Origin of the sequence: Lentzea sp. NPDC058450, from assembly GCF_042721395.1 — a bacterium.
GTDB lineage: Bacteria > Actinomycetota > Actinomycetes > Mycobacteriales > Pseudonocardiaceae > Lentzea.
In genome coordinates this window covers 722,920-745,783 of the sequence record NZ_JBHXLO010000001.1, presented here as the reverse complement: position 1 = coordinate 745,783, position 22,864 = coordinate 722,920, and the positions used below count along the sequence as shown (strand labels likewise).

Genomic DNA, 22,864 nt, shown 5'->3' with positions numbered 1-22,864 from the left:
ACTTGGATCGGGGAGGTCGGCATCAGCAGCGGTGGGGACGTGGCGCGGGTTCGCCGGCGGGTGTTGCGGCGGCAACGGGGCCGGGTGGCAGGCGCTTCGCTGCTGCTCATGGGGCATCAGACGTGCGAGGCGCTGGTCCCGGTCGCGTTGGGGCTGGCGATCGACGAGGCGGTGGCCACCGGTGAGGTCACCGCGCTGGTGCTGAGCGTCGGGGGACTGGTGGTGCTGTTCGCCGCGCTGAACACGTGTTATCGCTGGTTCGCCCGGTCGGCTCAGCTGGCCGTGATCGACGAGGCCCACGCGCTGCGCGTCGAGCTCGGCGCCCGGCTGCTGCGCGTCGGTGGTGCCGCGGCCGCGCGGCACCGGGGCGAGTTGCTGACGATCGCGTCGTCGGACGCGGACCAGGTCTCCCGTGCCGTGGTGTGGATCGCCGGTCTGGCCGGGTCGGTCGCGGCCCTGGGCGTGAGCTGTGCGGTGCTGGTCGGCATCGACGTGCGGCTCGGGCTGCTGCTGATCGTGACCGCGGTGGTGACGACCTTCGGGCTGAACGCGCTCTCGCCGCTGCTCGCCCGGCGGGTGGCCGGGCAGCAGGAAGCGCTGGCGGCCGCGTCCGCGCTGGCGACGGATCTGGTGACGGGGCTGCGGGTGGTGCACGGCCTGCGCGCCGAGGAGACCGCCGTGCGGCGGTACCGCACGGTGAGCCGGGCCGCCGAGGCGGCCGGGATCCGCTCGGGCACGGCGGCGTCGCTGCAGCTCGGGGTGACCGTGCTGGCGGGCACGATCGTGCTGGTCGTGGCCGTGTTCTCGGCCGGCCTGCTCGCGGTGGACGGGGCGATCGGGATCGGCGCGTTCGTCGCCGCGATCGGTGCGGCCCAGTTCATCGCCGAACCGCTGTCGGGAGTGGGGATGTACCTGCGCTTCGGGGCGGCGGCGCTGGCGAGCTCCGGCCGGGTCGGGGGCGTTCTGGACGACGAGGCGGAGCCTGCCGGTGCGGCATCCGGCGAGGGGCCTCCCGTCACGATCCGGATCCTGGCCGACGGGTGCACCGGGGTCGTCGCCGATCCGGCGGTGGTCGACGAGCTGCTCGAGGTGCTGCGGGGACGGGAGCCGGGGCGAGTGCGGGTGGAGTGGCAGGGTGATGCGCCCGCACGGGTGCACGTCGAGCCGGTCCGGGCGCACCTGTTCGCGGGCACGTTCGAGGACAACCTCGCACTGGGACGTCCGGCGCACTCACCGGAGCGGTGGCGGCCGGTGCTGGCCGCCGCCGGGGCCGCCGAGATCGTGGACGCCCGGCCGGGTGGTCTGCTCGAACCCCTGCGGGATCGCGGGCTGAGCCTGTCGGGTGGGCAGCGGCAGCGGATCGTGCTGGCGCGCGCGTTGCACACCGACCCGCCCGCGCTGGTGCTGACCGAGCCGACGACCGCACTGGACCCGGTGACCGAGCACGCCGTCGCGGACGGGCTGCGCGCACATCGGCACGGTCCCGGCACCGGACGCCGGGCGACGGTCGTGGCCACCACGAGCCCGATCCTGCTCGGCCGCACCGATCAGGTCGTCTTCGCGCGGTCGTCCGGCGACGTGGTGATCGGCACCCATTACGGGCTCCTCGACAGCGAGCCGGACTACCGCAGGAGGGTTCTCGGATGAGCCGGCGTCTTCCCCTGGCCACGGCCGCCGAGGTCCGCCGGGCGGTCGGCGGGTATCTGCGGGACCAGCGCGGCCTGGCCGTCGCGACGCTGGCGCTCGCCGTCGCCGCGTCCCTGTCGGGACTCGTCGCGCCGTGGGTCGTCGGCAGGATCGTCGACGAGGTGATCGGCGGGGCGGAGGCCGCGAGCATCGTCGGTCTCACGGCACTGGTCGGAGCGGCGGGGCTGGCCGCCGCCGTGCTGACCGCGCTCAGCGGGGCGCTCGTCGCGCGGATCGGGCAACGGGTGCTCGCGCGGATGCGGGAGGACACCGTCGCCGCGGCACTGCGGATGCCCGCGGCCGAGGTCGAGGAGACCGGGCGCGGGGACCTGCTCAGCCGGGTCGGTGACGACGTCGCGGTGATCAGCGAGGTCGTCGCCACGCTGCTCGCGCCGTGGGTCGGAGCGGTGCTGACCGTCGGGCTGACGATGGCGGGCCTGTTCGCCCTCGATCCCTGGCTCGCCGTCGCCGGCCTGCTCGCGATCCCGGTCTACGGCTTCGCGTTGCGCTGGTACCTGCCCCGCGCGGCGGTCCGCTACGCCGAGGAACGCGCGGCGTTCGGCGATCGCGCCGAGACGCTCGTGTCCGCGCTCGATGGGCTTCCCACGCTGCGCGCCTACGGTGCCGAGGAGCGCCACGTCGACCTGATCGGCGAGTCCTCGCGCCGGGCCCGCGACGTCTCGCGCTCGATCCTGTGGTTCGCCACGGCCTGGGGCAAGTGGATCAACATCGCCGAGCTGGTCGGCCTGGTCTCCATCGTGATCACCGGATTCGTCCTCGTGCGCACTGGATCGGCGTCGGTGGGGGCCGTGACCGCGGCGGCGCTGTACTTCCACCGGCTGTTCAACCCGCTGGGCCTGCTGGTGTTCAGCTTCGACCAGGTGCAGTCCGCGATGGCGAGCCTGCAGCGCATCGTCGGCGTGATCGGGAACGCCTCACCCGGCCCCGCCGTCTCGGCACCGGTGCGCACCGGTGACCTGCGCGCGGAGGCGGTGACGCATCGCTACCCCGGCACGGCCGAACCGGTCCTGCACGACGTCTCCGTGCGGCTGCGGCAGGGAGAGACGGTCGCGCTGGTCGGCGCGAGCGGCGCCGGGAAGTCCACGCTGGCGGTCCTGCTCGCCGGACTCGCCGCGCCGAGCGAAGGACGTGTGAGCTGGGCCGGGGCGATCCCGGACCGGGCGGCACCGCTGGTCCTGGTGACCCAGGAGACGCACGTCTTCGCGGGCCCGCTGGCCGAGGACCTGCGCCTGGCCGACCCCTCCGCGACCGACGCCGACGCCGAACGCGCGCTGCGGGCCGTCGGCGCGCACTGGATCGACGAGTTGCCCGACGGTGTCCGGACCGTCGTCGGTGAACTGGGGCGCGAGCTGGACCCGGCGCAGACCGCGCAGGTGGCGCTGGCTCGCGCACTGCTCGCCGACCCGGCCGTGGTGCTGCTCGACGAGGCCACGGCCGAGGCCGACAGCCGCGACGCGACCCGGCTGGAGGACGCGGCCGCCGCCGTCCTCAAAGGACGGACCGGGCTCGTGGTGGCGCATCGGCTGCGGCAGGCCGCCACGGCCGACCGCATCCTGGTCCTGGAGCACGGCCGGATCGTCGAGTCGGGCGACCACGACGCCCTGATCGCCGCGGACGGGCAGTACGCCCGGCTCTGGGCCGCCTGGGAGTCGGCCCGTCCGCGACGGGACTGACGTGGCGCGACCATTCCGGGCACGGGTACCGCCACTGTCCGGAGTGGAGTTTCGTGATGGACCGCTCACCTCTCCGCGGGGTCTGACGGCGGATAGTTAGGTTAGGCTGCCCTCATGTTGGAAGGTGAGGGCAGCGTGCTGGCCGGGCGGTCTCTGGTTCTGGCGCACCACGAGCACCGGGTCGTGCACGGGGTGTCGGTGGAACTGACGCCGGGCACCGTCACCGCGCTCGTGGGCCCCAACGGATCGGGCAAGTCGACGGTCCTGCGGTCGCTCGCCCGGTTGCACCGGCCCGAGGACGGCGAGGTCCACCTCGGCGACCGGGCGGTCTGGCGCGGTTCGGCGTTGTCGGGCAAGGAGTTCGCCCGTCACGTCACGTTGCTCACCCAGCAGCGGCCGACGCCGTCCGGCGTGTCGGTCGAGGACGTCGTCGGCTACGGCCGCCACCCGTACCGCACCGGGTGGCGCGGCGTGGACCCGGACGGGAAGGCCGCCGTCGCGAAGGCGATGGCGATGACCGGCGTCACCGAGATGGCCGCCCGCGGTGTGGACGAGCTGTCCGGCGGTGAGCTGCAACGGGTGTGGCTGGCGTCGTGCCTGGCCCAGCAGACGTCCGTCCTGCTGCTCGACGAGCCGACCAACCACCTCGACCTGCGCTACCAGGTGGAGGTCCTGGACGTCGTGCGGGATCTCGCCGACGACCACGGCGTCGCGGTCGGGGTGGTGCTGCACGACCTCGACCACGCGGCGATCATCGCCGACCGCGTGATCCTGCTGGCGGAAGGGCTGGCCCTCGCCTCCGGCCCGGTCGGTGAAGTGCTCACGGCCGAGCACCTGACCGAGGCGTACGGCGTCGTCGTGCACGTCGCGGACGACCCGGTCACCGGAACCCTGCACTGCCGCCCTGTCGGCCGGCACACCCCTCGCGTCTGAACCACTACCCCGGAAGGCCCCGTCATGCGAGTCCCAGTCCTGGTCGCGGTCGCCGCGATCGCGCTCACCGCCTGCGGCACAACGGAAACACCGCAGACCCAGCCCACCGAGAACGCCGGCGGTCCGGTGACCGTCACCGACGCCCGCGGCAAGGCGGTCGAGCTGAAGTCCGCCGCGAAGCGCGTCGTCGTGCTGGAGTGGGGCGAGGCCGAGGTGGTGGCGTCACTGGGTGTGATGCCGGTCGGGGCCGCGGACACCGCGGGGTACAAGACCTGGGACTCGGCCGTGGCACTGGACGCCTCGGTGAAGGACGTGGGCAAGCGCGGTGAGCCGAGCGTGGACGCGATCGTGGCGCTCGACCCGGACGTCGTGATCATGGCGGCCGAGCGGGACTCGACGGTGGTGCCGCAACTGGAGAAGTACGTGCCGGTCGTCGTCACGAAGTCCAGTGACGCGGCGCGGAACTTCGACCGGTTGCGCGAGGACGTGAAGATCATCGCGCAGGCACTGGGCAAGACCGCGGAGGCGGACAAGCTGCTGTCCGAAATGGACACCAAGCTGGCCGACGGCAAGAAGGCGTTGGCCGCCAAGGCGGGCACGCCGTTCTTCATGGCGGACGGCTGGCTCGAGGGCAGCACCGTCAGCATCCGGCCGTTCGGCAAGGGATCCCTGGTCTCCGACACCGCGGAACAGCTGGGGCTCAAGAACGCGTGGACCGGTCAGGTCGACGCGCAGTGGGGCCTCGGCCAGACCGACGTCGAGGGCCTGACCGCGCTGTCCGACCCGAACACCGTGCTGTTCTACAGCGCGTCCGAGGACGACGTCTTCACGACCGGCCTCGCGCAGAACCCGGTGTGGCAGCGGCTTCCGTTCGTGTCGGCCAAGAAGGTCTACAAGCTCGAACCGGGCACGTGGACGTTCGGCGGCCCGAAGTCCGTCGGGCACATCGCCGACCAGATCGTGAAAGCACTCGCCTGACCGTGCGCAACGCCGTCGTCGCGGTGGCGAGCGTGGTGCTCATCGCCCTGCTCGCCGCCGTCCACCTCACCCAGGGCACCGCCGACACCGGCGTGCTCGACGTACTGCGCGCCGTCGTCGGAGCAGGCGACGAGCAGACCACCGCCGTCCTGACCGGGTCCCGGCTGCCCCGGCTGCTCACCGCCCTGCTGCTCGGGCTGGCGCTGGGCGTCGCGGGCGCGGGCATGCAGTCCGTGGCGCGCAACCCCCTCGCGGCCCCGGACACGCTGGCCGTGAACGCCGGCGCGTACCTGGCGGTCGTCGCGGTGTCCGCCTTCGGGCTGACGCTGCCGACCCTGCCCGCCGGCGCGACGGCGTTCCTCGGAGCGCTGGCGGCGGCGGCCGTCGTGCTGGGCCTGTCCGGTGCGGCCTCGGCGACACCGCGGCTGGTCCTGATCGGCTCCGCGGTGACGCTGGCGCTGCAGTCGATCACGATGCTGCTGCTGCTGTTCTACGAACAGGAGACGGCGGGACTGTTCGCCTGGGGGAGCGGCTCGCTGAGCGTGGCGAACCTGGACGCCACCGCCCGGATGGCACCGATCGTGGTCGCGGCGATCGTCGCGCTGATCGCCATGAGCCGGTCGCTGGACGTCCTGGCGCTGGGCGACGACAGCGCGACGGTCGTGGGCCTGAACGTGCGCCGCACCCGCATCGGCGCGGTGCTGCTGACCGTGGCGCTCACCGCCGCGGCGGTGACCGTCGCCGGACCCGTCGGGTTCGTGGGACTCTGCGCGCCGGTGATCACCCGCCTGCTCATGTCCGCGAACGGCCGCCATCGCGCGCTGCTGCCGTTGTCCGGACTCGTCGGCGTCGTGCTGGTGCTCGGTGCCGACGTGCTGCTGCGGGCCGTGATGGGCTCGGCGGCGGCGTTGCGCGTGCCGACCGGCGTGATCACCACGGTCGTGGGCGCGGTGGTGCTGGTGTGGCTGGCCCGCCGCAGCCGTCCCGGCGGGACGCGCCGGCAACCGCCGGCGGGCCGCGTCGGCGTGGCGGGCTCGCGGCGCCGGCTCGTCCTCACCTGCGCCGTCGTCGCGGTGCTGCTGGTGGTCGCACCGCTCGTCGGAATGCTGCTGGGCGACCGGCTCGTGCTCCTCGGCGACCTCGCGAACTGGCTGTCCGGCCGCACCGGCACCGCACTGACGTTCGTGCTCGACCAACGGCTGCCGCGAGTGCTCGCCGCGCTGACCGCGGGCGCCGCGCTGGCCGTGTCCGGCTGCGGCATCCAGTCCGTGAGCCGCAACCCGCTCGCCGAACCCGGGCTGCTCGGCATCACCGCCGGCGCGGGCCTCGGCGCCATCGCCCTGATCACCTTCGTGCCGCTGGCCGGCGCGTGGCAGATCGCCGGTGCGGCCGGCACGGGAGCCGCTGTCGCGTTCGCGCTGGTCTACGGCCTGGCGTGGCGGTCGGGCCTGGACTCCGACCGGCTGGTGATCATCGGCATCGGGCTCTGGTCCGGCGGCATGGCCCTGATCACGCTGATGATCGTGACCTCGGACCCGTGGAACACGGCCAAGGCGCTCACCTGGCTGTCCGGCTCCACCTACGGCCGCACGCTCGACCAGGTGGTGCCCGGGCTGCTCGCACTGGCGATCCTGGTGCCGCTGCTGTGGTCGCGGCACCGGGAGCTCGACCTGCACGGCATCGACGACGACACCCCGCGGCTCCTCGGCCTGCCCCTGGAACGGTCGCGCGTGGTGATCCTCGCCGCGTGCGGAGTCCTCGCGGCGACGGCCGTGGCCGCGATCGGTGTCGTGGCCTTCGTCGGGCTCGTCGCACCGCACCTGGCGCGGTCCCTGGTCGGCGGCCGTCACGCCCGCGTCATCCCGGTGGCCGCGGCGATCGGCGCGGTCATGGTCAGCGCCGCGGACACACTGGGACGCACGGTCATCGCCCCGGCGCAGATCCCCGCGGGCCTCGTCATCGCACTGATCGGCACGCCCTACTTCGTGGTGCTGCTCTGGCGGACGCGGACGTGACCCCGGTGATCACGGCAGGCGGACCGCGAGCCAGTCGAGTTCGGCGAACCCGGTCCGCTTGCGCAGCACCACCTTGTTGGCGCCCGTGTTCAGCGGCACCCGCACGGACGTGACCTTCGTGGCCCGGTCGTGGGACTGCGAGTCGAGCCAGCTTCCCGAAGGCGGGTAGGACACCACGGCCCGTTCGGTCCCGTTCACCAGCACCGAGTGGTCCGATGTGGACGGAGTGCCGTTGCCGTACCCGACTTCGAGCACGTAGGTCCCGCCCACCGGGGCGTCGACGGTGAACTCGACCTGGCTGCCGTTCTGGTCCAACCCGGCGACGTAGTCCGGGATGTAGTTCGACCAGTACGGCGCCAGGCGCGCGGACGTCACGGCCGCGTTCTCCGCCTCGTACCGGTGGGTGTCGGGCCGCACGTCGACGTAGTCGACCTCGGCGTAGCCCACGCCCTTGGACAGCCGGATCTCGTTCCTCCCGGCCCCCAGCGCGATCCGCTTCACCGTTGTGTCCAGTTCGGACGGTGCCCACCCCGCCGTCGCGGGATAGCCGACCTCGCCCTGCGGCCGCCCGTTCACCGCGACCTGGTGCGACGCCGTGCCGACACCCGCCGCGTAGCGCACGGTCATGGCGTAGATGCCCGCCGACGGAGCGTCGACGGCGAAGGTCACCGCGCTGTCCGGGTGATCGATCCCGCCGACGTACCCGCCCGCCGACGCCGGCAGCCCGTTCGCGCCGCCGTGCCGCACCGCGGCCGTCACCGTCGCGTTCTCCGCCTCGTGCTTGGTCGGGTACACGTCCGGCGGGCCCGCCCGGCCGATGGTGATCCGGTAGCCGTCGTAGCGGTTCATCCGCCGCAACGGCACGGTCAGCGTGCCGGAGCCGTCGACGGTCATGGACTTGTCGAGGACGTTGTACGTGCCCTGCTTCGGGTCGCCACCGGAATCGACCCTGCGGTTCGCCTCGGCGGGGTCCTTGTCCCAGACCGTCGAGTCGACCCGCACGCGCACCTGGCCCTGCAGTCCTCGCGCGGCCAGCCCGGTGACGCGGAGGTCCACCGGTCCGTCCTCACCACCGGCGAGCACGGTCAGCGCGGCGCCGTCCCACGAGGCGAGCCCGTCGACGCCGAGGTAGCGGCGCCCGTTCGCCGTGTCGTTCCAGCGGTTCACCGGCACCTTCGCACCGCGCATGTCCTTGTACCACTTCATCATCCAGAAACCGCCGTTGGGCTGGAGGGCTCCGCCGCCCACCCGCCGCAGCGTGTTCCCCAGCAGACCGGGGTTGGTGTAGATGGCCAACGCACCGAAGTCGACGTCGTACCGCTCCAGGTCGGCCCAGTACTGGATCATCGTTCCCGGCACGCCCTCGAAGTTCCCGGCGTTGCCGGGGTCGTTGGACTGCGGGCCGTACTCCTCCACGACCACCCGCAGCGGCCTGCCCGGGACGCCCAGCTCGTTCTCCAGGGGCCGGTAGTAGCGGGTCAACGCCTCCGGCACGTCGCCGGGGCTGGGGCCGAGGTTGTGCCAGCCGATCAGCTGCGGCACCGTCCCGGTGTCGATCGCGTTGCGCAGGAAGTCCCGCATCTTCTGCTGCTGACCGCCCTGCCACGGCAGGTAGAACTCCCAGTTCGGGCCGATGACCGGGACGCTCGCGTCGATCGCGCGGATCCTCCGCACGGTCTGCGTCCACAGCCAGTTGAACTTCTGGTCGTACCCCGCGCCCGGCACCGCCGTGTCGTTCGCCAGCCCGTGCAGCTTGTTGTCCGGCTCGTTGAACGGCGCCACCGCGAGCAGCGTGTCCCGGTACGGCTGGATCCGGCGCGTCGCCTCGTCCACCCGCTCGAACCAGTGCGCCGTGCCCTGCCACTGGTACCAGGGGTTGCCGCCCATCAGGTCGTTGAAGCGGGCGATCATCTTCACGCCCGCGCCGCGCGCCTTGGGCGCGACGATCTCGGTGCCGGCCCGCTCGCCCTCGTTCCAGCGCGCGGTCATGTGCTGGGACACGGTGAGATGGGTCTGGCCGAGCAGGTCCGCCGGGGTGTCGGTGGTGCGGCCGGTGACCCCCAGCAGCGAGCCGAGCCCGGCCTTCCTCAGCGGACCGCCGAGCGTTGCCGCGTCGACCACGACGGTGGGCACCGCGGCCTGCGCGGCCGTGGCCGGGGCGATGCCACCGGACAGGACGGCGATCGCGACCGCGACGTGCACTGCTCTCACGGCTGGTACCTCGTTTCCGACACCTCGGCGAAGAAGCTTCTGGCGCAGTTCGAGAAACACGCGGCGGAGGAGCTTCGCCAACGTAGCGACGGGCAGGATCACGGCCAACGTTTCGGCGCATGTTTCGCCGGCGTCGCGGGATTCCTCCGAAAGGTCGGCGACTTTCGGGCGGCCACGAAGCCGCCCGACGTGGAATCACTGCGGCGTAACGAACATCGCGCGCACGCGATCAAACCTCTGCTGTGGAGGGACGCCGCCGGGAGAGGGGACGCATGACCTTCTCGCGCAGTGCCGACCCGTTCTTCAGCGACCCCGAGACCTACACCCTGATCGAACGCGTCGCCGACCAGCGGTCGCTCGTGATCTACGCCGGTGCGGGCGTCACGATCGACCGCACCGGACTGTCCTGGCCGGCCCTCGTGCAGAAGCTGTTGCGCAAGCACAAGGACAGCGACGAGGCGTGCCGGGCGATCATGGCCACGAACACGCCGTTGCAGGCGGGGTCGATCGTCAGCCAGCTCTACTCGAACCGGTCCGACGGCTGGCAGGGCGAGCTGGGCAACGACATCCGGGGCTTCCTGTACGAGGGACGCGCGTGGCGGCAGGGCGCGCTGGCGACCGCGGTGGTGAAGCTCGCGGCCGTGCTGGCGGACCACGGCAAGCGCTGTTGCGTGGTCACCACGAACTACGACGAGTTCATCGAGGAGGAAGCCGGTGTGCTCGCGCAGAACCGGAGGCGGCGCGGCCTGCCGCCGGTCGAGCTGCGCACCTCGGTGATCGAGCCGACGGACCCGCACCCGGACTTCGAGATCGCGGCGCACGTCGAACCCGGCCAGATCCTGCACCTGCACGGCTTCGTGCCGAACCGGGCGGGGGAGGCCACGAACGTGGTCCTGAGCGAGCAGGACTACCTCGCCTCGCAGGCGCGGTCGAGCGCGGTGCTGGAGGAGCTGTTCCGGCAGCACTCGGTGGTGATCGTGGGGTCGAGCCTGACCGATCCGCCGCTGCTCGGCGCTCTCGCCAAGACCATCCCGGCGGAGGGCGAGGAACGGCTGCGCGTCGCGGTGACCCCGTTGCAGGGCCTGGAGTTCCCGCCCGACTCGGAGAACTACATCGACGACGTCAAGGACAGCGTCGCCGACCGGATGGCCTCGTTCGGGGTGAAGGCGGTGTTCCCCGACTTCTTCTACCAGACCGCCCAGTTCCTCACCGAGGCCAAGAGCAGCCTGGACCACCGCGCTCGCGGCGCCCCGGTCGCGCGGTACCGCGGCAGGCTGGAGAAGTGGTGGCGGGTGTGGAGCGAGGGCCGCGACGGCGCGGAGGTCCAGCGCCAGCAGGAAGACCACGTGAAGCTGTGCGAGGCGCTCGCCAGGATCCGGGCGAAGCTCGGCGTTCCGCTGGGGGAGACCACCAAGCTGGAGATCTGGGTGCGGTGGGACCCGCGGAGCTCGCGGGGCCTGCGGTTGTGGGCGTCGACGACGAGCCTGTGGCAGCACCCGGAGGTGATGAGGTGCGCGGACATCGTGGCCGACTCCGCGTACACGTCGGTGCAGGCCTACTGTGCGGGGCAACCCGGCATCTACCAGTCCGAGAGCGACAGGTGGAAGACCTACCTCTGCGTGCCGACGAGGGTCGGGGAGGCGGGCGGTGACCTGCCCATCGCGGTGGTGTCGCTGGCCTCGATGAGGCAGTGGAGGGGATCGCGGATCAACGAGAAGAACGGCGCGCTGCTGCGCAGGATCATCGTGGAGGAGATGAAGCCCGTCGCGGAGTCGATCACCCTCGGCTGACGGCCACCTGGTCCCCGTACTCCTGGACCCGCAGCTCCAGCTCGGCGCGGATCTGGGCGTCGAGCTCGGCGGGAGAACGCTCGTCGCCGAGGTCCAGCGAGGCCTGCACCTGGTGGTGGACCAGCTCGTCGAACGAGAGCGCCTCGGCCGTGCTCGCCCGCGTCAGCACCGTGCCGACCTGTTCGTACCGCCAGCCGGGAGGCAACGCGCCGTGCACAGCTGGTGACGTCATCGTCATCACTTCCCGTCAGAGGTGTCGACCCTACATCGCACGAGGTCCTGCCCGCGTGACAAGAGATTCCGATCGAAGGAGACAGGCGTTGTCCCGATGGCTCGGGCTGGCGGTGCCGCCATTGCTCGCGATCCTGCTGGGCCTCGCTGTGAACAACGCCTCGGAGACGTTCCCGGAGGGGTTCCGGACGGTCGCCTGGCCGGCCCTCGTGGTGCTGGCCGTCGTCGCCGTGTGGCTGGAGGTCGCCCGGGGCCGCGCCGCGGACGCGACCTCCGCCGAGGAGAGGCTGCGGACGGCGGCGGACGCGCTGGCGCGCGCGGTGAAGCAGCAATGGGTGCGGGAGGCGGCGTTGCGGGGCCTGCGGGAACCGTGGGTGCTGCCACAGCCGTGGGCGACCACCGACCGTCCCGTGACGCCGCCCGCGACGGCTGTGCGCGGAGTTCCGGACCCCGTGGCGCGGCCCTGGTGGAAGCGCCTGCTGCGCCGCTCCCGGGTGGAGTCGGACCACGTGATCCGAGGCGAGGTCGACGAGCTGGTGGGCACCGTTCTCGGCCTGCCGCACCGCCAGGTCGCCGTGCTGGGCGAGCCGGGCGCGGGCAAGACCGTGCTGGCGATCCAGTTCACCCTGGCCCTGCTGGCCCGCCGCGTCCCGGGGATGCCGGTACCGGTGCTGCTGTCGGTGTCGTCGTGGCGGGTCGGCGAGGAGCCGCTGCTCGACTGGATGAGGAACCAGCTCCGCGCCGACTACCCGGAACTGGCCGTCGGCCTGCTCGACCTGCTGGTGGACGATCCGGAGTTGGTGTTCCCGGTGCTGGACGGCATGGACGAGCTGCCGAGGGCCCTGCACGGCCAGGCCATCCGGGAGATCGACCTGGCGTGCGCGGGCCGCCCGCTGCTGCTGACGTGCCGCAGCCGTGAGTACGAGGACGCGGTGGACGCCGCCGGGTCGGTGCTCGCGACGGCTCTGGTCGTGGAGCTGGGGCCGGTCGGCGTGGACGACGTGATCACCTACCTGTCGACGGGCCGGGTGGCCGGTGACCCGCGCTGGGCGCCGTTGTTCGAGAACCTCCGCCGCGCTCCGGCCGGACCGCTGGCCACGGCGTTGCGCACGCCGTTGATGATCGGCCTGGCGCGGACGATGCCGGAACCCGCCGAGCTGCTCGCGTTCGCGGACCACGAGCGCGTCGAACGGTGCCTGCTCGACCGGTTCCTGGGCAACGTCTACCCGGACGACCCGCGCGCGGCCAGCTGGCTGCGGACCCTGGCCGTGCACCTGCGCCAGGAGAGGACCTACGACCTGGCGTGGTGGCACCTGTACCGCATGAGGCGCTCCACGACCCGCATGGCCAGAGCAGGCGCGGGAGTGGTCGGCGCGGCGCTCGCCGGGGCGGCCGTGTGGCTGATCGTGTCGCCCACGGTGACGGGCGAGTCGGCAGGCCCCGTGCTCGGGACGGCGGCGGGCCTCCTGGCGGGCATCGCCACGGGATGGGCGGTCCGCCTGCGCCCGGACGCGGAACCAGGCCGCGTCACCCTTTTGCTGCGCGGCCGGTGGTTGCCGCTGGCGGGACAGCTGAGCGGCGGCGTCGTCCGGGGCACGGCGATCGGCATCGGCATCGGCGTGGTCGCGGAAGCCACCTACATCGCCACCTTCAACGCCTTCGACCCCTCGTTCCTCGGCCTGTTGCTCGGCGCCGTGTCCGGTGCCGTGACGGGCCTCGCCTACGGCCTGGCCGCGTGGTTGCAGGGCTCGGCCGACACCGTGCACGCGGCCAGCCCTCGGGTGGTGCTGCGCGCGGACCGCACCGCAAAACTGGTGCAGCTCATCGTGTTCGGCCTGGCCTTCGGCCTCGCGGTCACCCTGGTGACGGGTCTGGTCGCGGACCTGGACATCGCGGCGATCGACGGCGCGGGCGCCGCCCTGCTGGGCATGGCCGTGGGGCTGGCCCGAGGCCCGCACCTGTGGATGACGTTCCTGTTCGCCCGGCTCGGCGCGGCCAGGAGAGGGGAGCTGCCGTTCCGGCTGATGTCCTTTCTGGACGACGCGCACCGGCGAGGGGTGTTGCGGGCCAACGGAGGCAGCTACCAGTTCCGGCACGGTCTGCTGCAGGACCACCTGGCCGGGGGCACCGTCGTCCCGGCCGACGCCGCCGAACCGGTGACCTCCGCGCCGTCGCGGTCGCGCGTGCGCCGGGCGTCGGTGCTGGTGGTGGTGTCGGTGGTGGCCGGGTTGCTGCTCGGTGCGGGGTTGCCGGTCGCGGGCGGCTTGCAGACCCGGTGCGGTGTCACACCTTTCGACGCGAACGTGCGGTACCTGCGCGTCGGGTTGGACAGCGAGTGCGTAGGTGTCACCGACGGCTCCTACGTGTTCGACGACGAGATCACCCTTGTTTCGAAGCTGATCGCCGCCGAGAACCAGGACGTGCGCGACTCGGACGAGCCCTACGTTCGGATGGCGATGCTGATGCCGCTCGTGCAGGGCGTGCTGAGCCGGACGGAGATCCGACATGCCCTGGAGGGCGCGTACGTGGCGCTGCACGAGGCCAACCGCCGCAGCCCCGTCAACGTGGAACTCGTGCTGGCCAATTCCGGCAGCAAGCAACGACATTGGGAACCTGTCGTCATGCAGTTGCGCCAGATGGCGACCGAGGAGCACCCGTTGGTCGCAGCGATCGACTCGGGCGTGAGGACCGAGGCCCTGTTCAATGCGGCGACGTTGTTGTCGCTGAGTGGCATCGAGACGATCTCGGCCACCCCGGCGGTTGACGAGTTCTCCTCCGTTCTCGCTGCGGCTTTGGAACGCCGCACCTCGGACAAGCCCAGGCATCTCATTTCTGTGCGAACTGACTCCGACGTGTACGTCCAGACACTGAGCAGCGGCTTTCGGCAGCGATACCGAGGTGAAGCGGAGGAGCTCTTCTTCGACCAGCGCACAGGGCCCATGACGATCGCCGGTCGGTTGTGCTCCGACGGCACGACCGTCTTGTTCAGCGGCAGGACAGAAGCATTGGGCAGTCTCGTCGATGCCATCGCCCTGCGCTGTCCACGCGCGCAGATCACCATCGCGGCAGGGACGGTGGATGTCGCGCGGCTCAGCAGCCGAATCCGCATGACGGCGGTACGCGTGCTGTACGTGAGTGCGGTGGACACCGCGCAGTTGCGGGCCGACGGACCCTATCAGTACAAGCGCTTCGAGACGCTCTACAAGACTTGGTTCACCGATCCGCTCGATGACGGGTTCGCGTTGTTGCACCACGATGCTGCGGGGATGGCCTTCGCGGCGGTCAGCATGATCGGCGCAATACAGCCCACGGCTGCGGACGTCGCAGTGAATCTGCGCTCGGGCTGGTTCGCGGGAGCAACGGGCGCGCTCTCGGTCGGCACGGACGGATCGCCCCGAGGGAGAGCGCTCTCGGTGCACGAGTTCCCGCCGCGCTGACCGCTCACGATTGGGGCGGGGTTACGTCGGGTATGTACGTTTTCGTGACGGACCTGAGCGCTGCCTCGGACGCCCTCCTGGTCGAGGGCTACACCGCTGACTTCACCGACGCCGACGAGCCGACCCTGTTGGACGCCAACGGTTCCGTCGTGAGCACCTGGCAGGAGAACTACCCGTACTCCGAACGGATGCCCCGGCCGGAGTACGACCGCCTCAAGCGACTGCTCCAGATCGAGCTGCTGAAGCTCCAGTACTGGGTGGCCGACACCGGGCAACGGGTCGTGATCCTCTTCGAGGGCCGCGACGCCGCGGGCAAGGGCGGCACCATCAAGCGGTTCACCGAGCACCTGGACCCCCGTGGCGCGCGGACCGTGGCCCTCGGCAAGCCGAGCGAACGGGAACGCGGCGAGTGGTACTTCCAGCGCTACGTCCGCGAGCTGCCGACGGCGGGGGAGATCGTGCTGTTCGACCGCTCCTGGTACAACCGCGCCGGCGTCGAGCACGTCATGGGCTACTGCACGAACGAGGAGTACGACCTGTTCATGCGGCAGGCGCCGCTGTTCGAGCAGATGCTCGTCGAGGACGGCGTCCTGCTGGTGAAGCTGTGGTTCTCGGTGTCCCGCGACGAGCAGCGCACCCGGTTCGTCATCCGCCAGATCGACCCGGTGCGGCAGTGGAAGCTCAGTCCCAACGACATCAAGTCGCTCGACCGCTGGGACGACTACACGGAGTCCAAAGTGGCCATGCTGCGCGCCACGGACACCCGGATCGCGCCGTGGACCGTCGTCAAGAGCAACGACAAGAAGCGGGCACGCGTCGAGGCCATGCGCAGCGTCCTCGCCCGCTTCGACTACGCGGACAAGGACGTCGAGACGGTCGGCACGCCGGACGCGCTCGTGATCGGCGCCGCGGACACGCTCCTGGAGGAGGGCGAGGACGCCACCAGCCTCAGCCCGACCCCGATCGCGCCCGCCGCGGAACCGGGACCGGGCCTGCACCCCTGACCGCGATCACGGCAGGGAGGCGAAGCCTGGGCCTCGCCTCCCTGCACTCACCCGGTCATCGAGTCGCGAAGACGTACTCACCCGACGGGACGTGGAACGAGGCCACACCGGAGCCGTACCCGAGCGGCACCGCCCCGGCCGGAGGCGTGACCGCCGCCGCGCTGCCCGCCGGGACGCGCACGACCGCCGAAGTCCCGGCCGGCACGACCACGCGGAGGGTGAGCCGTCCGCCCGAGGTGCTCCACTCGCTGAGCGCCTCGCCGTACGGCGTGCGGTGCTGCGACTTGGCCGAGGTGAGGCCGCCGCCGGGCGTCGGCGCGATGAGCAACGACCGGAAGCCGGGCGAGGCCGAGCTCAGGCCGCCGACCGTCCGGTAGAGGAAGTCGCCGACCGAGCCCATCGCGTAGTGGTTGAACGAGTTCATCCCCGGATCCTGGAACGACCCGTCCGGGCGGATGCCGTCCCACCGCTCCCACACCGTCGTCGCGCCCCTGCCGACCATGTAGCCCCAGCCGGGGTAGTCCGGCTGCGTCAGGATCTGGTACGCGACGTCGGCCCTGCCGTGGTCGGCCAGCACCTGGAGCAGGTGCGACACGCCGACGAACCCCACGGTGAGGTGGTTGTTCGCGGCGCGCACCCGTGCCACGAGCTTGTCCACCAGTTGTGGCACCCGGTTCTGCGGCACCAGGCCGAACGCCAGCGCCAGGGCGTAGCCGGTCTGGGTGTTGCCGGAGACCGTGCCGTCGGCGCCGACGAGCCTGCTGGTGAACGCGGCCGAGACCTGGTCGGCGAGGGTGCCGTAGCTGGTGGCCTCGGCGGACTTGCCGATCGCCTGCGCCATGCGCGAGACCAGGCGTGCCGACCACGCGAAGTACGCCGTGGAGATGACGTTGCGCGGGGTGTCGTCGTTGACGTTGAGCCAGTCGCCGAACCCGCCGCGGTCGCGGATGAGGGTGGCGTCCGCCGTGGCGCGGAGGTAGTCGACCCACCTCGTCATGGCGGCGAAGTTGTCCTCGACGACGCGCAGGTCCCCGTACCGCTGCCAGAGGGTGTACGGCACGATCACGCCCGCGTCGCCCCAGGCCGCCGTGCCCGCGCCCATGTTGCTGACGTCCGGCGCGACGTCGGTGAACGCGCCGTCGGAGCGTTGGGCGTCGACCATGTCGTCGGTGTACTTGTCGAGGAACGCGGACACGTCCATGTTGTGCGTGGCCGTGGCGGCGAACGACGCGATGTCGCCGGTCCAGCCCAGACGTTCGTCGCGCTGCGGGCAGTCGGTGGGGACGTAGAGCATGTTCGACCGTTGGCCCCACACGATCGCGTTCTGCAGCTTGTCGAGCATGGCGTCCGAGGTGTCGAACGTGCCGATCTCCTCACCGTCGGTCCAGGCCGCGCGGCCGGTGATCGTGTCGAGCGTCGGCGTGCCGGGGAAGCCGGTGAGCTCGACGTAGCGGTAGCCGTGGACGGCGAACCGCGGCTCGAAGGTCTCTTGGCCCGTGCCCGCCAGCGTGACCTGGTCGGTGACCTGGGCCGCGCGCAGGTTCGTGGTGTAGAGGGTGCCGTCGGGGTTGAGGACCTCCGCGTGGCGCGACGTGATCGTCGTGCCGGCCAGGCCCTGCACCCGCAGGCGGTTCCAGCCGGAGAAGTTCTGGCCGAGGTCGAAGACCCACACGCCCGGCTTGGGCTGGGTCAGCGCCACGGGCCGGATGTCCTGCCGCACCTTCGTGCCGGCGTCGACCTGGGCCACGAGGTGGGGCAGCGCGCCCTGCTTCACCCGCGCGGAGCTCCAGGTGCTGTCGTCGAACCCGGCGCCGTCCCAGCCCGGGGAGGCCAGCCGGGCGTCGTAGTGCTCGCCGTGGTAGAGGTCGTCGGCGACGATCGGGCTCGCCTTGTACTTCCAACTGCCGTCCGTGGCAACGGTTTCCGTCGTTCCGTCCACATAGGTCAGTCGCAGTTGTGCCGAGTACCAGGGTTGCGTGCCGTAGAACCGGTTGCCGCCGATGCCGAGACTGCCGGAGTACCAGCCGTTGCCGAGCCACGCGCCGAGGGCGTTGGCGCCCTGCCGGATCTGGCCGGTGACGTCGTGCACCTTGTACTGCACGCGTTTGTTGTAGTCGGTCCACGCCGGGGCCAGCACGTCGTCGCCGACCTTGGCGCCGTTGAGCTGGGTCTCGTGCAGGCCGAGCGCGGTGGTGACCAGACGGGCGCTGCGGACGGGCTTGCCGACGGTGAAACCCTTGCGCAGCAACGGCGCCGGTGCGGGAACGACGACCTGGTCGCCCCACGGCGCCCCGCCGACGCCGACCAACGCCCGCGCCTGCGGCCAGGCACCGTCGTCGAAGGCCGGCTGCTCCCAGCCGGTGGGGGACTGGGTGGACGCCTTCCAGGTCCCGTCGGTCTGGACCGTGACGTCCCCGGCCGTGAGCTTCGCGACGAGTCCCGCCGGGGACTCCGTGGTGTTGGCGCTGGCCATGGCGATCGTGTTGGTGCCGGGGCGCAGCCTGCCGGAGAGGTCGACGACACCCGCGCGTTTCCAGGAGTCCGCCACCTGCGGGCTCGAGTAGATCTTGGCTCCGTTGAGCCACACGGTCGCGGTGTCGTCGGCGGTGACGGCGAGAGTGCCGGAGCCGGGCGTGGAGGGCAGGGTGAAGGTCTTGCGGAAGTACCGCGTCATCACCGGCACGCCGCTGGTCGGCGAGCCCTCCGGGTACCAGATCCAGGTGGCCCCACCCAGGTTCGGACCTTCCGGCCCGCCGATGAACGCGCCGCGCCACTCCTCGGAAACGTTGTACAGCCCCGTTTCGAACGTGCTCGGCGCGCTCGCGGCGGCCGGTCGTCCCTGGGCGTCCCAGACGCGCACGCGCCAGTGGTAGCCGGTCAGGGAGGCGAGCTGGGGACCGCCGTACACGACGTCGACGGACCGTTCGTCGTGCACGCGGCCGCTGTCCCAGACGTCACCGGTGCCGGCGTCGGACAACGCCCGCGTGCTGGAGACGAGCACCTGGTAGGAGCCCTGGCGCTGGCCGGGCGACGCGGAACCGAGCGTCCAGCCGAACCTCGGCCGCCGCGCGTCGACGCCGAGCGGGGAAACGCGGCGTTCCGTCGTCGTCCCGGTGACGCTCAACGGCGACGCCTCACCCGGATCGGGCGCGGTGACCCGGCTGTCCCACGGCCCGACGCCGTACGCGCCGAGGTCCTGGGCGGCGGGCCAGGCGCCGTCGGCGAAGCCCGGCTTCTCCCAGCCCTCGCCCGCGTCCCTGCCCGCCTTCCAGGCCGTGCCGGTGGCCAGGTCCGCGGCGGTGCCGTTCGTGACGATGCGCGCGCGGGCGACGAGCCCGGCCGGGCCACCGGCGTTGCGCACCGCGACCGCGAGGGTGTTGGTCCCGGTGACCAGGGCCGACCGCAGGTCGACCGACACCGACCGCTGCCACGAGTCGGTCGTGCGGGCCGACGCGGCGAGCGGTTCGCCGTTGAGCCACACGTCGACGGTGTCGTCACCGGTGACGGTGAGCCGTGCGTCGCCGACCTGCCCTGCGGGCTGGGTGAAGGTGCGGCGGAAGTAGCGGGTCTCGGCAGGGGCGGAGACCGCGGGGTTCCCCTCGGGGTACCAGATCCAGCGCGCGCCGGAGAAGTCGGCGGGTGCCGCCGCGGCGGGAACCGCGATGACCGTGGAGATGGCTATCAGTGCCGCAGATATCACGCAGAGTGGTCGTCTGGGACCGTGCTGCAGGGATCGACTTCGCATCGCGTTCTCCTGGCTCAGGGAGGGAGTGACAACGCCGACGGCCGATTGAAACGTTTCAATTTGGTGCTGAACCGACCCTAGGGCCAGTTCGGCAACCTCGTCAACGCACGTACGTCATCAGGACGCAACTTCCACACCCGTCCGTCGCCCTGCGCGCGGCCACCGCGCATGCTTCTCCTGAGAGCGCTCTCGCTCTTACCGTCCGCCCGAGTCCCGGAAGGCAGGAGTTGCCCGTGGAAGGTGTGACGAAGCCCAGGCGCCAGGCCGGCGCCGGCACGTCGGCGCTGCGGCGGACGCTGGCGTCGCCGCTGTACCGAGGTGCCGCGGTGGCCCTGTTCCTGTCCGGCCTGGGGTTCTCCGCCGCCGCACCGCAGATAGCGTCGTTCCTGGTCAACGACCTGGGCGGGTCCCTGACGGCGGCGGGCCTGTTCTACCTGACCAACCTCACCGCGCCGGTGGCCGGCTACCTGGTCGGCTCCCGCTCCGACCGCACCGGCCGCCGGATGGGCCTGTTCCGCCTGTGCGCCGTCGCCGGGTTCGCCGGGTGGGCGGGCATCGCGTACTCGACGCAGCTGTGGATGCCGTACGTGCTGAGCGCCGTCGTGCTCGCGTTCGCCGGTGCCGCGACCTCCCAGTTGTTCGCCGCCCTGCACGACGAGATGCGGGTCAGGCCGTCCGAGCAGGACGACGGGATCGTGTCGATCGTGCGGATGGCGCTGACCGCGGGCTGGGTGATCGGCCCGGTGGCGGGGTCCTTCCTGGCGGCCCACACGTCGCTGCGCACGATGCTGCTGGCCACCGCGCTCTGCACGCTGGTCCAGATCGTGCCGCTGGGCACCCGGCGAACCCCGCGGATCGCCACGACGGAGACCCGCGCACCGGCTCCGCGAGTGCGGGAAATGCTGCCGCTGCTCGCGTTCACGGGCCTGTACGTGCTCGTCTACGCCGGGGAGTCGATCAAGTACGCGTACCTGCCGATCTACATGAACGGTCAGCTCGGGTTCGCTTCGGGACTCAGCGGCGCGATCATCGGCCTCCAGCCGCTGGTGGAGATCGTGCTGATGCCGCTGGCCGTGGTCGTGGCGCGCCGCATCGGGATGCTGCGGCTCATGGTGGTCGGCGCCGGGTTCGGGTTCGCCGCCAACCTGTGCTTCGCCCTGACCGGCACGGCCGCGGGCCTGGCCGCCGGACAGGTCCTCATGGGCGGCGTGTGGGGAGTCTTCGCCGCGCTCGGCATCATCGTCGCGCAACGACTGCTCCCCACGGCCGTGGCCACCGCGTCGGCGTTGTTCCTGAGCGCGCCCGCGCTGAGCTCGGCGCTGGGCGGCGCGGCCGGGGGAGTCGGGGCGGGCGTGATCGGACTGCCGCTCGTCTTCCTCGTCCCCGCGGTGCTCGCCCTGGCCGCCGCCGTCGGGCTCGCCGTCATGGCGCGGGGACGAACGCTCTGACCGTCTGGTCAGCGGTGCGCGACGGCGAAGTCGTCGAACGCGGCACCGGTGTTGAACACGCGGACTCCGTTGGCACCGCTGGTGAACGACGTGTCGGTGACGGAGATCTTCGGAGTGGTCATGTCACCGACGTACACCTTGATCGACGAGCCGACGGCCTCGACCCTCAGGTGGTGCCGGACATTCGGCCGCACGGTCACCGGTGCCGACGCGAGCTGCGTCCAGTTGTTGTCGGCCTTGCCGAGCACGACTCGTCCGTTGCCGGTGATCCCGGCGTAGTAACCGCGGTAGGCGTCCGTGCCGACGGTGGCCTGCGTCGCGCGGAACACGACCCCGCTGTCGCCGTTCGCCGACCTGGGCGTGATGGCGGCGTCCTGCACGAAGTCGGTGAAGTTCGTGTCCAGCAACGACTTCCCGCCGTACGACGCGCCGGTCTCGTACCGTCCGCCGCTCGCCGTCCAGGTGCCGCCGTGGGTGGTCCAGCCGAGGGCGTTGTTGTCGTCGAAGTTGTCCTCGACCCGCATGGTGACGGGCTGGATGGTGCCGTCGGCGTTGAACGTCATGCGGTCGTAGGCGAGCTGCCGGTCGTTGGCGCCGGAGCGGCTCAGCGGGCGGCGGTGGTAGGCGATGTACCAGATGTCGGTGCCGGGCACGTTGATCACGGAGTTGTGGCCGGAACCCCGTGCCACGGCGGCGTCCTGGGCGAGGACGCGGCCGAGTTTGGTGAACGGGCCGGTGGGGGAGTCGGAGATCGCGTACGCCACGGCGTAGTTCGGGCCGGTCCAGCCGTCCTCGGACCACATGAAGTAGTACTTGCCGTTGCGCTTGAACATCTGCGAGCCCTCGGTGAAGTTCGCCGGGGTGATCTCCTTGTACGTGCTGCCGTCGGGGAACGTGCCGAGGCTCGTCATGTCGGCGTTGAGCTTCACGACGTTCGCGTGGCCCCAGCCGCCGTAGTACATGTACGCCTGGCCGTCGGTGTCGATGAAGACGTCCTGGTCGATGGGCTGCGCGCCGTTGACGAACTGGCTGATCAACGGCTTGCCGATGGCGTCGCGGTAGGGGCCTTCCGGGCGGTCCGCGACGGCGACGCCGATGCCGCCCAGCTCGGAGTTGCTCTGGATGTCGTTGGCGCCGAAGTAGAGGTAGTACCTGCCGTCGCGTTCGATCGGGGCGGGAGCCCAGACCGCGCGGCGGGCCCACGAGACGTTCGCCTTGGTGAGGACGTTCGGGTGCTTGGTCCAGGTGACGAGGTCGGTCGAGGAGAAGGCGTCGAGGTAGGTCTGCTCGTCGTACGGGCGCGACGAGGTGGGGAATACCCAGTAGCGGCCGCCGTAGACCGCGACGTCCGGGTCGGCGTACCAGCCGTCGACGAAGGGGTTGCCGGCCTCGGCCGTCGAGAAGTCGGGCGGTGCGGGAACGGCGGCCGCGGGCACGCCGCCGAGCAGGGAGAGCGCCAAGGCCGTCACGACGATCTTTGACGTCACGTCTCGTCCAATCTGCAGGGGTTTACAACGTTGTAAATACGTCGTGCATCGATCCAAACACTCTCCGTGGACGGCTGTCCAGCCGTGGTCGTGGGGGGGGGGGGGGCCCCCGAAAAACAAGAAGGAAAAGTCCCAAAACCCCAAAACAAAACAAAAAACCCACGGGGCGGCGAAACCGGGAACGCAAGCGGGACCGAAACCCCCC

Annotated in this window: 13 protein-coding genes; 9 read left to right on the top strand and 4 right to left on the bottom strand. The window is 71.5% G+C overall.

Annotated elements, in window-relative coordinates:
• Positions 1-39 precede the first annotated feature (39 nt).
• From ACFWNN_RS03330 to ACFWNN_RS03310, 5 genes are all read left to right on the top strand, one after another.
• On the top strand, positions 40-1,647 hold the full coding sequence (locus ACFWNN_RS03330) for an ABC transporter transmembrane domain-containing protein (RefSeq protein WP_382438200.1): 1,608 nt from the start codon (positions 40-42) through the stop codon (positions 1,645-1,647).
• Positions 1,644-3,380 (top strand): ABC transporter ATP-binding protein, encoded by a 1,737-nt coding sequence (locus tag ACFWNN_RS03325; protein WP_382438199.1) that lies wholly within the window; start codon positions 1,644-1,646, stop codon positions 3,378-3,380. Before ACFWNN_RS03330 ends, ACFWNN_RS03325 begins: the two co-directional genes overlap by 4 nt.
• A gap of 114 nt (positions 3,381-3,494) precedes the next feature.
• Positions 3,495-4,313: an ABC transporter ATP-binding protein gene (locus ACFWNN_RS03320; protein ID WP_382438198.1), complete on the top strand. Its 819-nt coding sequence runs from the start codon at positions 3,495-3,497 to the stop codon at positions 4,311-4,313.
• 24 nt (positions 4,314-4,337) lie between these two features.
• Positions 4,338-5,291, top strand: a complete 954-nt coding sequence (locus tag ACFWNN_RS03315) for an ABC transporter substrate-binding protein (RefSeq protein WP_382438197.1) — start codon at positions 4,338-4,340, stop codon at positions 5,289-5,291.
• A gap of 2 nt (positions 5,292-5,293) precedes the next feature.
• Positions 5,294-7,306, top strand: a complete 2,013-nt coding sequence (locus ACFWNN_RS03310; RefSeq protein ID WP_382438196.1) for an iron ABC transporter permease — start codon at positions 5,294-5,296, stop codon at positions 7,304-7,306.
• Positions 7,307-7,315: 9 nt separating this feature from the next.
• On the opposite strand, the gene ACFWNN_RS03305 is transcribed toward ACFWNN_RS03310, so the two are convergent.
• Positions 7,316-9,517, bottom strand: a complete 2,202-nt coding sequence (locus ACFWNN_RS03305) for a CBM35 domain-containing protein (RefSeq protein WP_382438195.1) — start codon at positions 9,515-9,517, stop codon at positions 7,316-7,318.
• 272 nt (positions 9,518-9,789) lie between these two features.
• Between ACFWNN_RS03305 and ACFWNN_RS03300 the strand changes: the two genes are divergently transcribed.
• Positions 9,790-11,307, top strand: a complete 1,518-nt coding sequence (locus tag ACFWNN_RS03300) for an SIR2 family protein (RefSeq protein ID WP_382438194.1) — start codon at positions 9,790-9,792, stop codon at positions 11,305-11,307.
• Here ACFWNN_RS03300 and ACFWNN_RS03295 read toward each other — a convergent pair.
• A complete protein-coding gene (locus tag ACFWNN_RS03295; RefSeq protein WP_382438193.1) occupies positions 11,294-11,539 on the bottom strand; it encodes a hypothetical protein in 246 nt (81 codons plus the stop codon). The two genes, ACFWNN_RS03300 and ACFWNN_RS03295, sit on opposite strands and share 14 nt — an antisense overlap.
• 88 nt (positions 11,540-11,627) lie before the next feature.
• Between ACFWNN_RS03295 and ACFWNN_RS03290 the strand changes: the two genes are divergently transcribed.
• Both ACFWNN_RS03290 and ppk2 read left to right on the top strand, forming a co-directional pair.
• On the top strand, positions 11,628-14,975 hold the full coding sequence (locus tag ACFWNN_RS03290) for an NACHT domain-containing protein (protein ID WP_382438192.1): 3,348 nt from the start codon (positions 11,628-11,630) through the stop codon (positions 14,973-14,975).
• Between the two features lie 44 nt (positions 14,976-15,019).
• Positions 15,020-15,979, top strand: a complete 960-nt coding sequence (gene ppk2, locus ACFWNN_RS03285) for a polyphosphate kinase 2 (protein ID WP_382438191.1) — start codon at positions 15,020-15,022, stop codon at positions 15,977-15,979.
• 55 nt (positions 15,980-16,034) lie between these two features.
• On the opposite strand, the gene ACFWNN_RS03280 is transcribed toward ppk2, so the two are convergent.
• The gene (locus ACFWNN_RS03280; RefSeq protein WP_382438190.1) at positions 16,035-19,679 is read right to left on the bottom strand and encodes a family 78 glycoside hydrolase catalytic domain; all 3,645 of its coding nucleotides are present in this window, start codon (positions 19,677-19,679) and stop codon (positions 16,035-16,037) included.
• 278 nt (positions 19,680-19,957) lie between these two features.
• Between ACFWNN_RS03280 and ACFWNN_RS03275 the strand changes: the two genes are divergently transcribed.
• Positions 19,958-21,172, top strand: coding sequence for an MFS transporter (locus ACFWNN_RS03275; RefSeq protein WP_382438189.1), 1,215 nt, complete (start codon positions 19,958-19,960; stop codon positions 21,170-21,172).
• A gap of 8 nt (positions 21,173-21,180) precedes the next feature.
• On the opposite strand, the gene ACFWNN_RS03270 is transcribed toward ACFWNN_RS03275, so the two are convergent.
• On the bottom strand, positions 21,181-22,659 hold the full coding sequence (locus tag ACFWNN_RS03270; RefSeq protein WP_382438188.1) for a family 43 glycosylhydrolase: 1,479 nt from the start codon (positions 22,657-22,659) through the stop codon (positions 21,181-21,183).
• Positions 22,660-22,864: the final 205 nt, after the last annotated feature.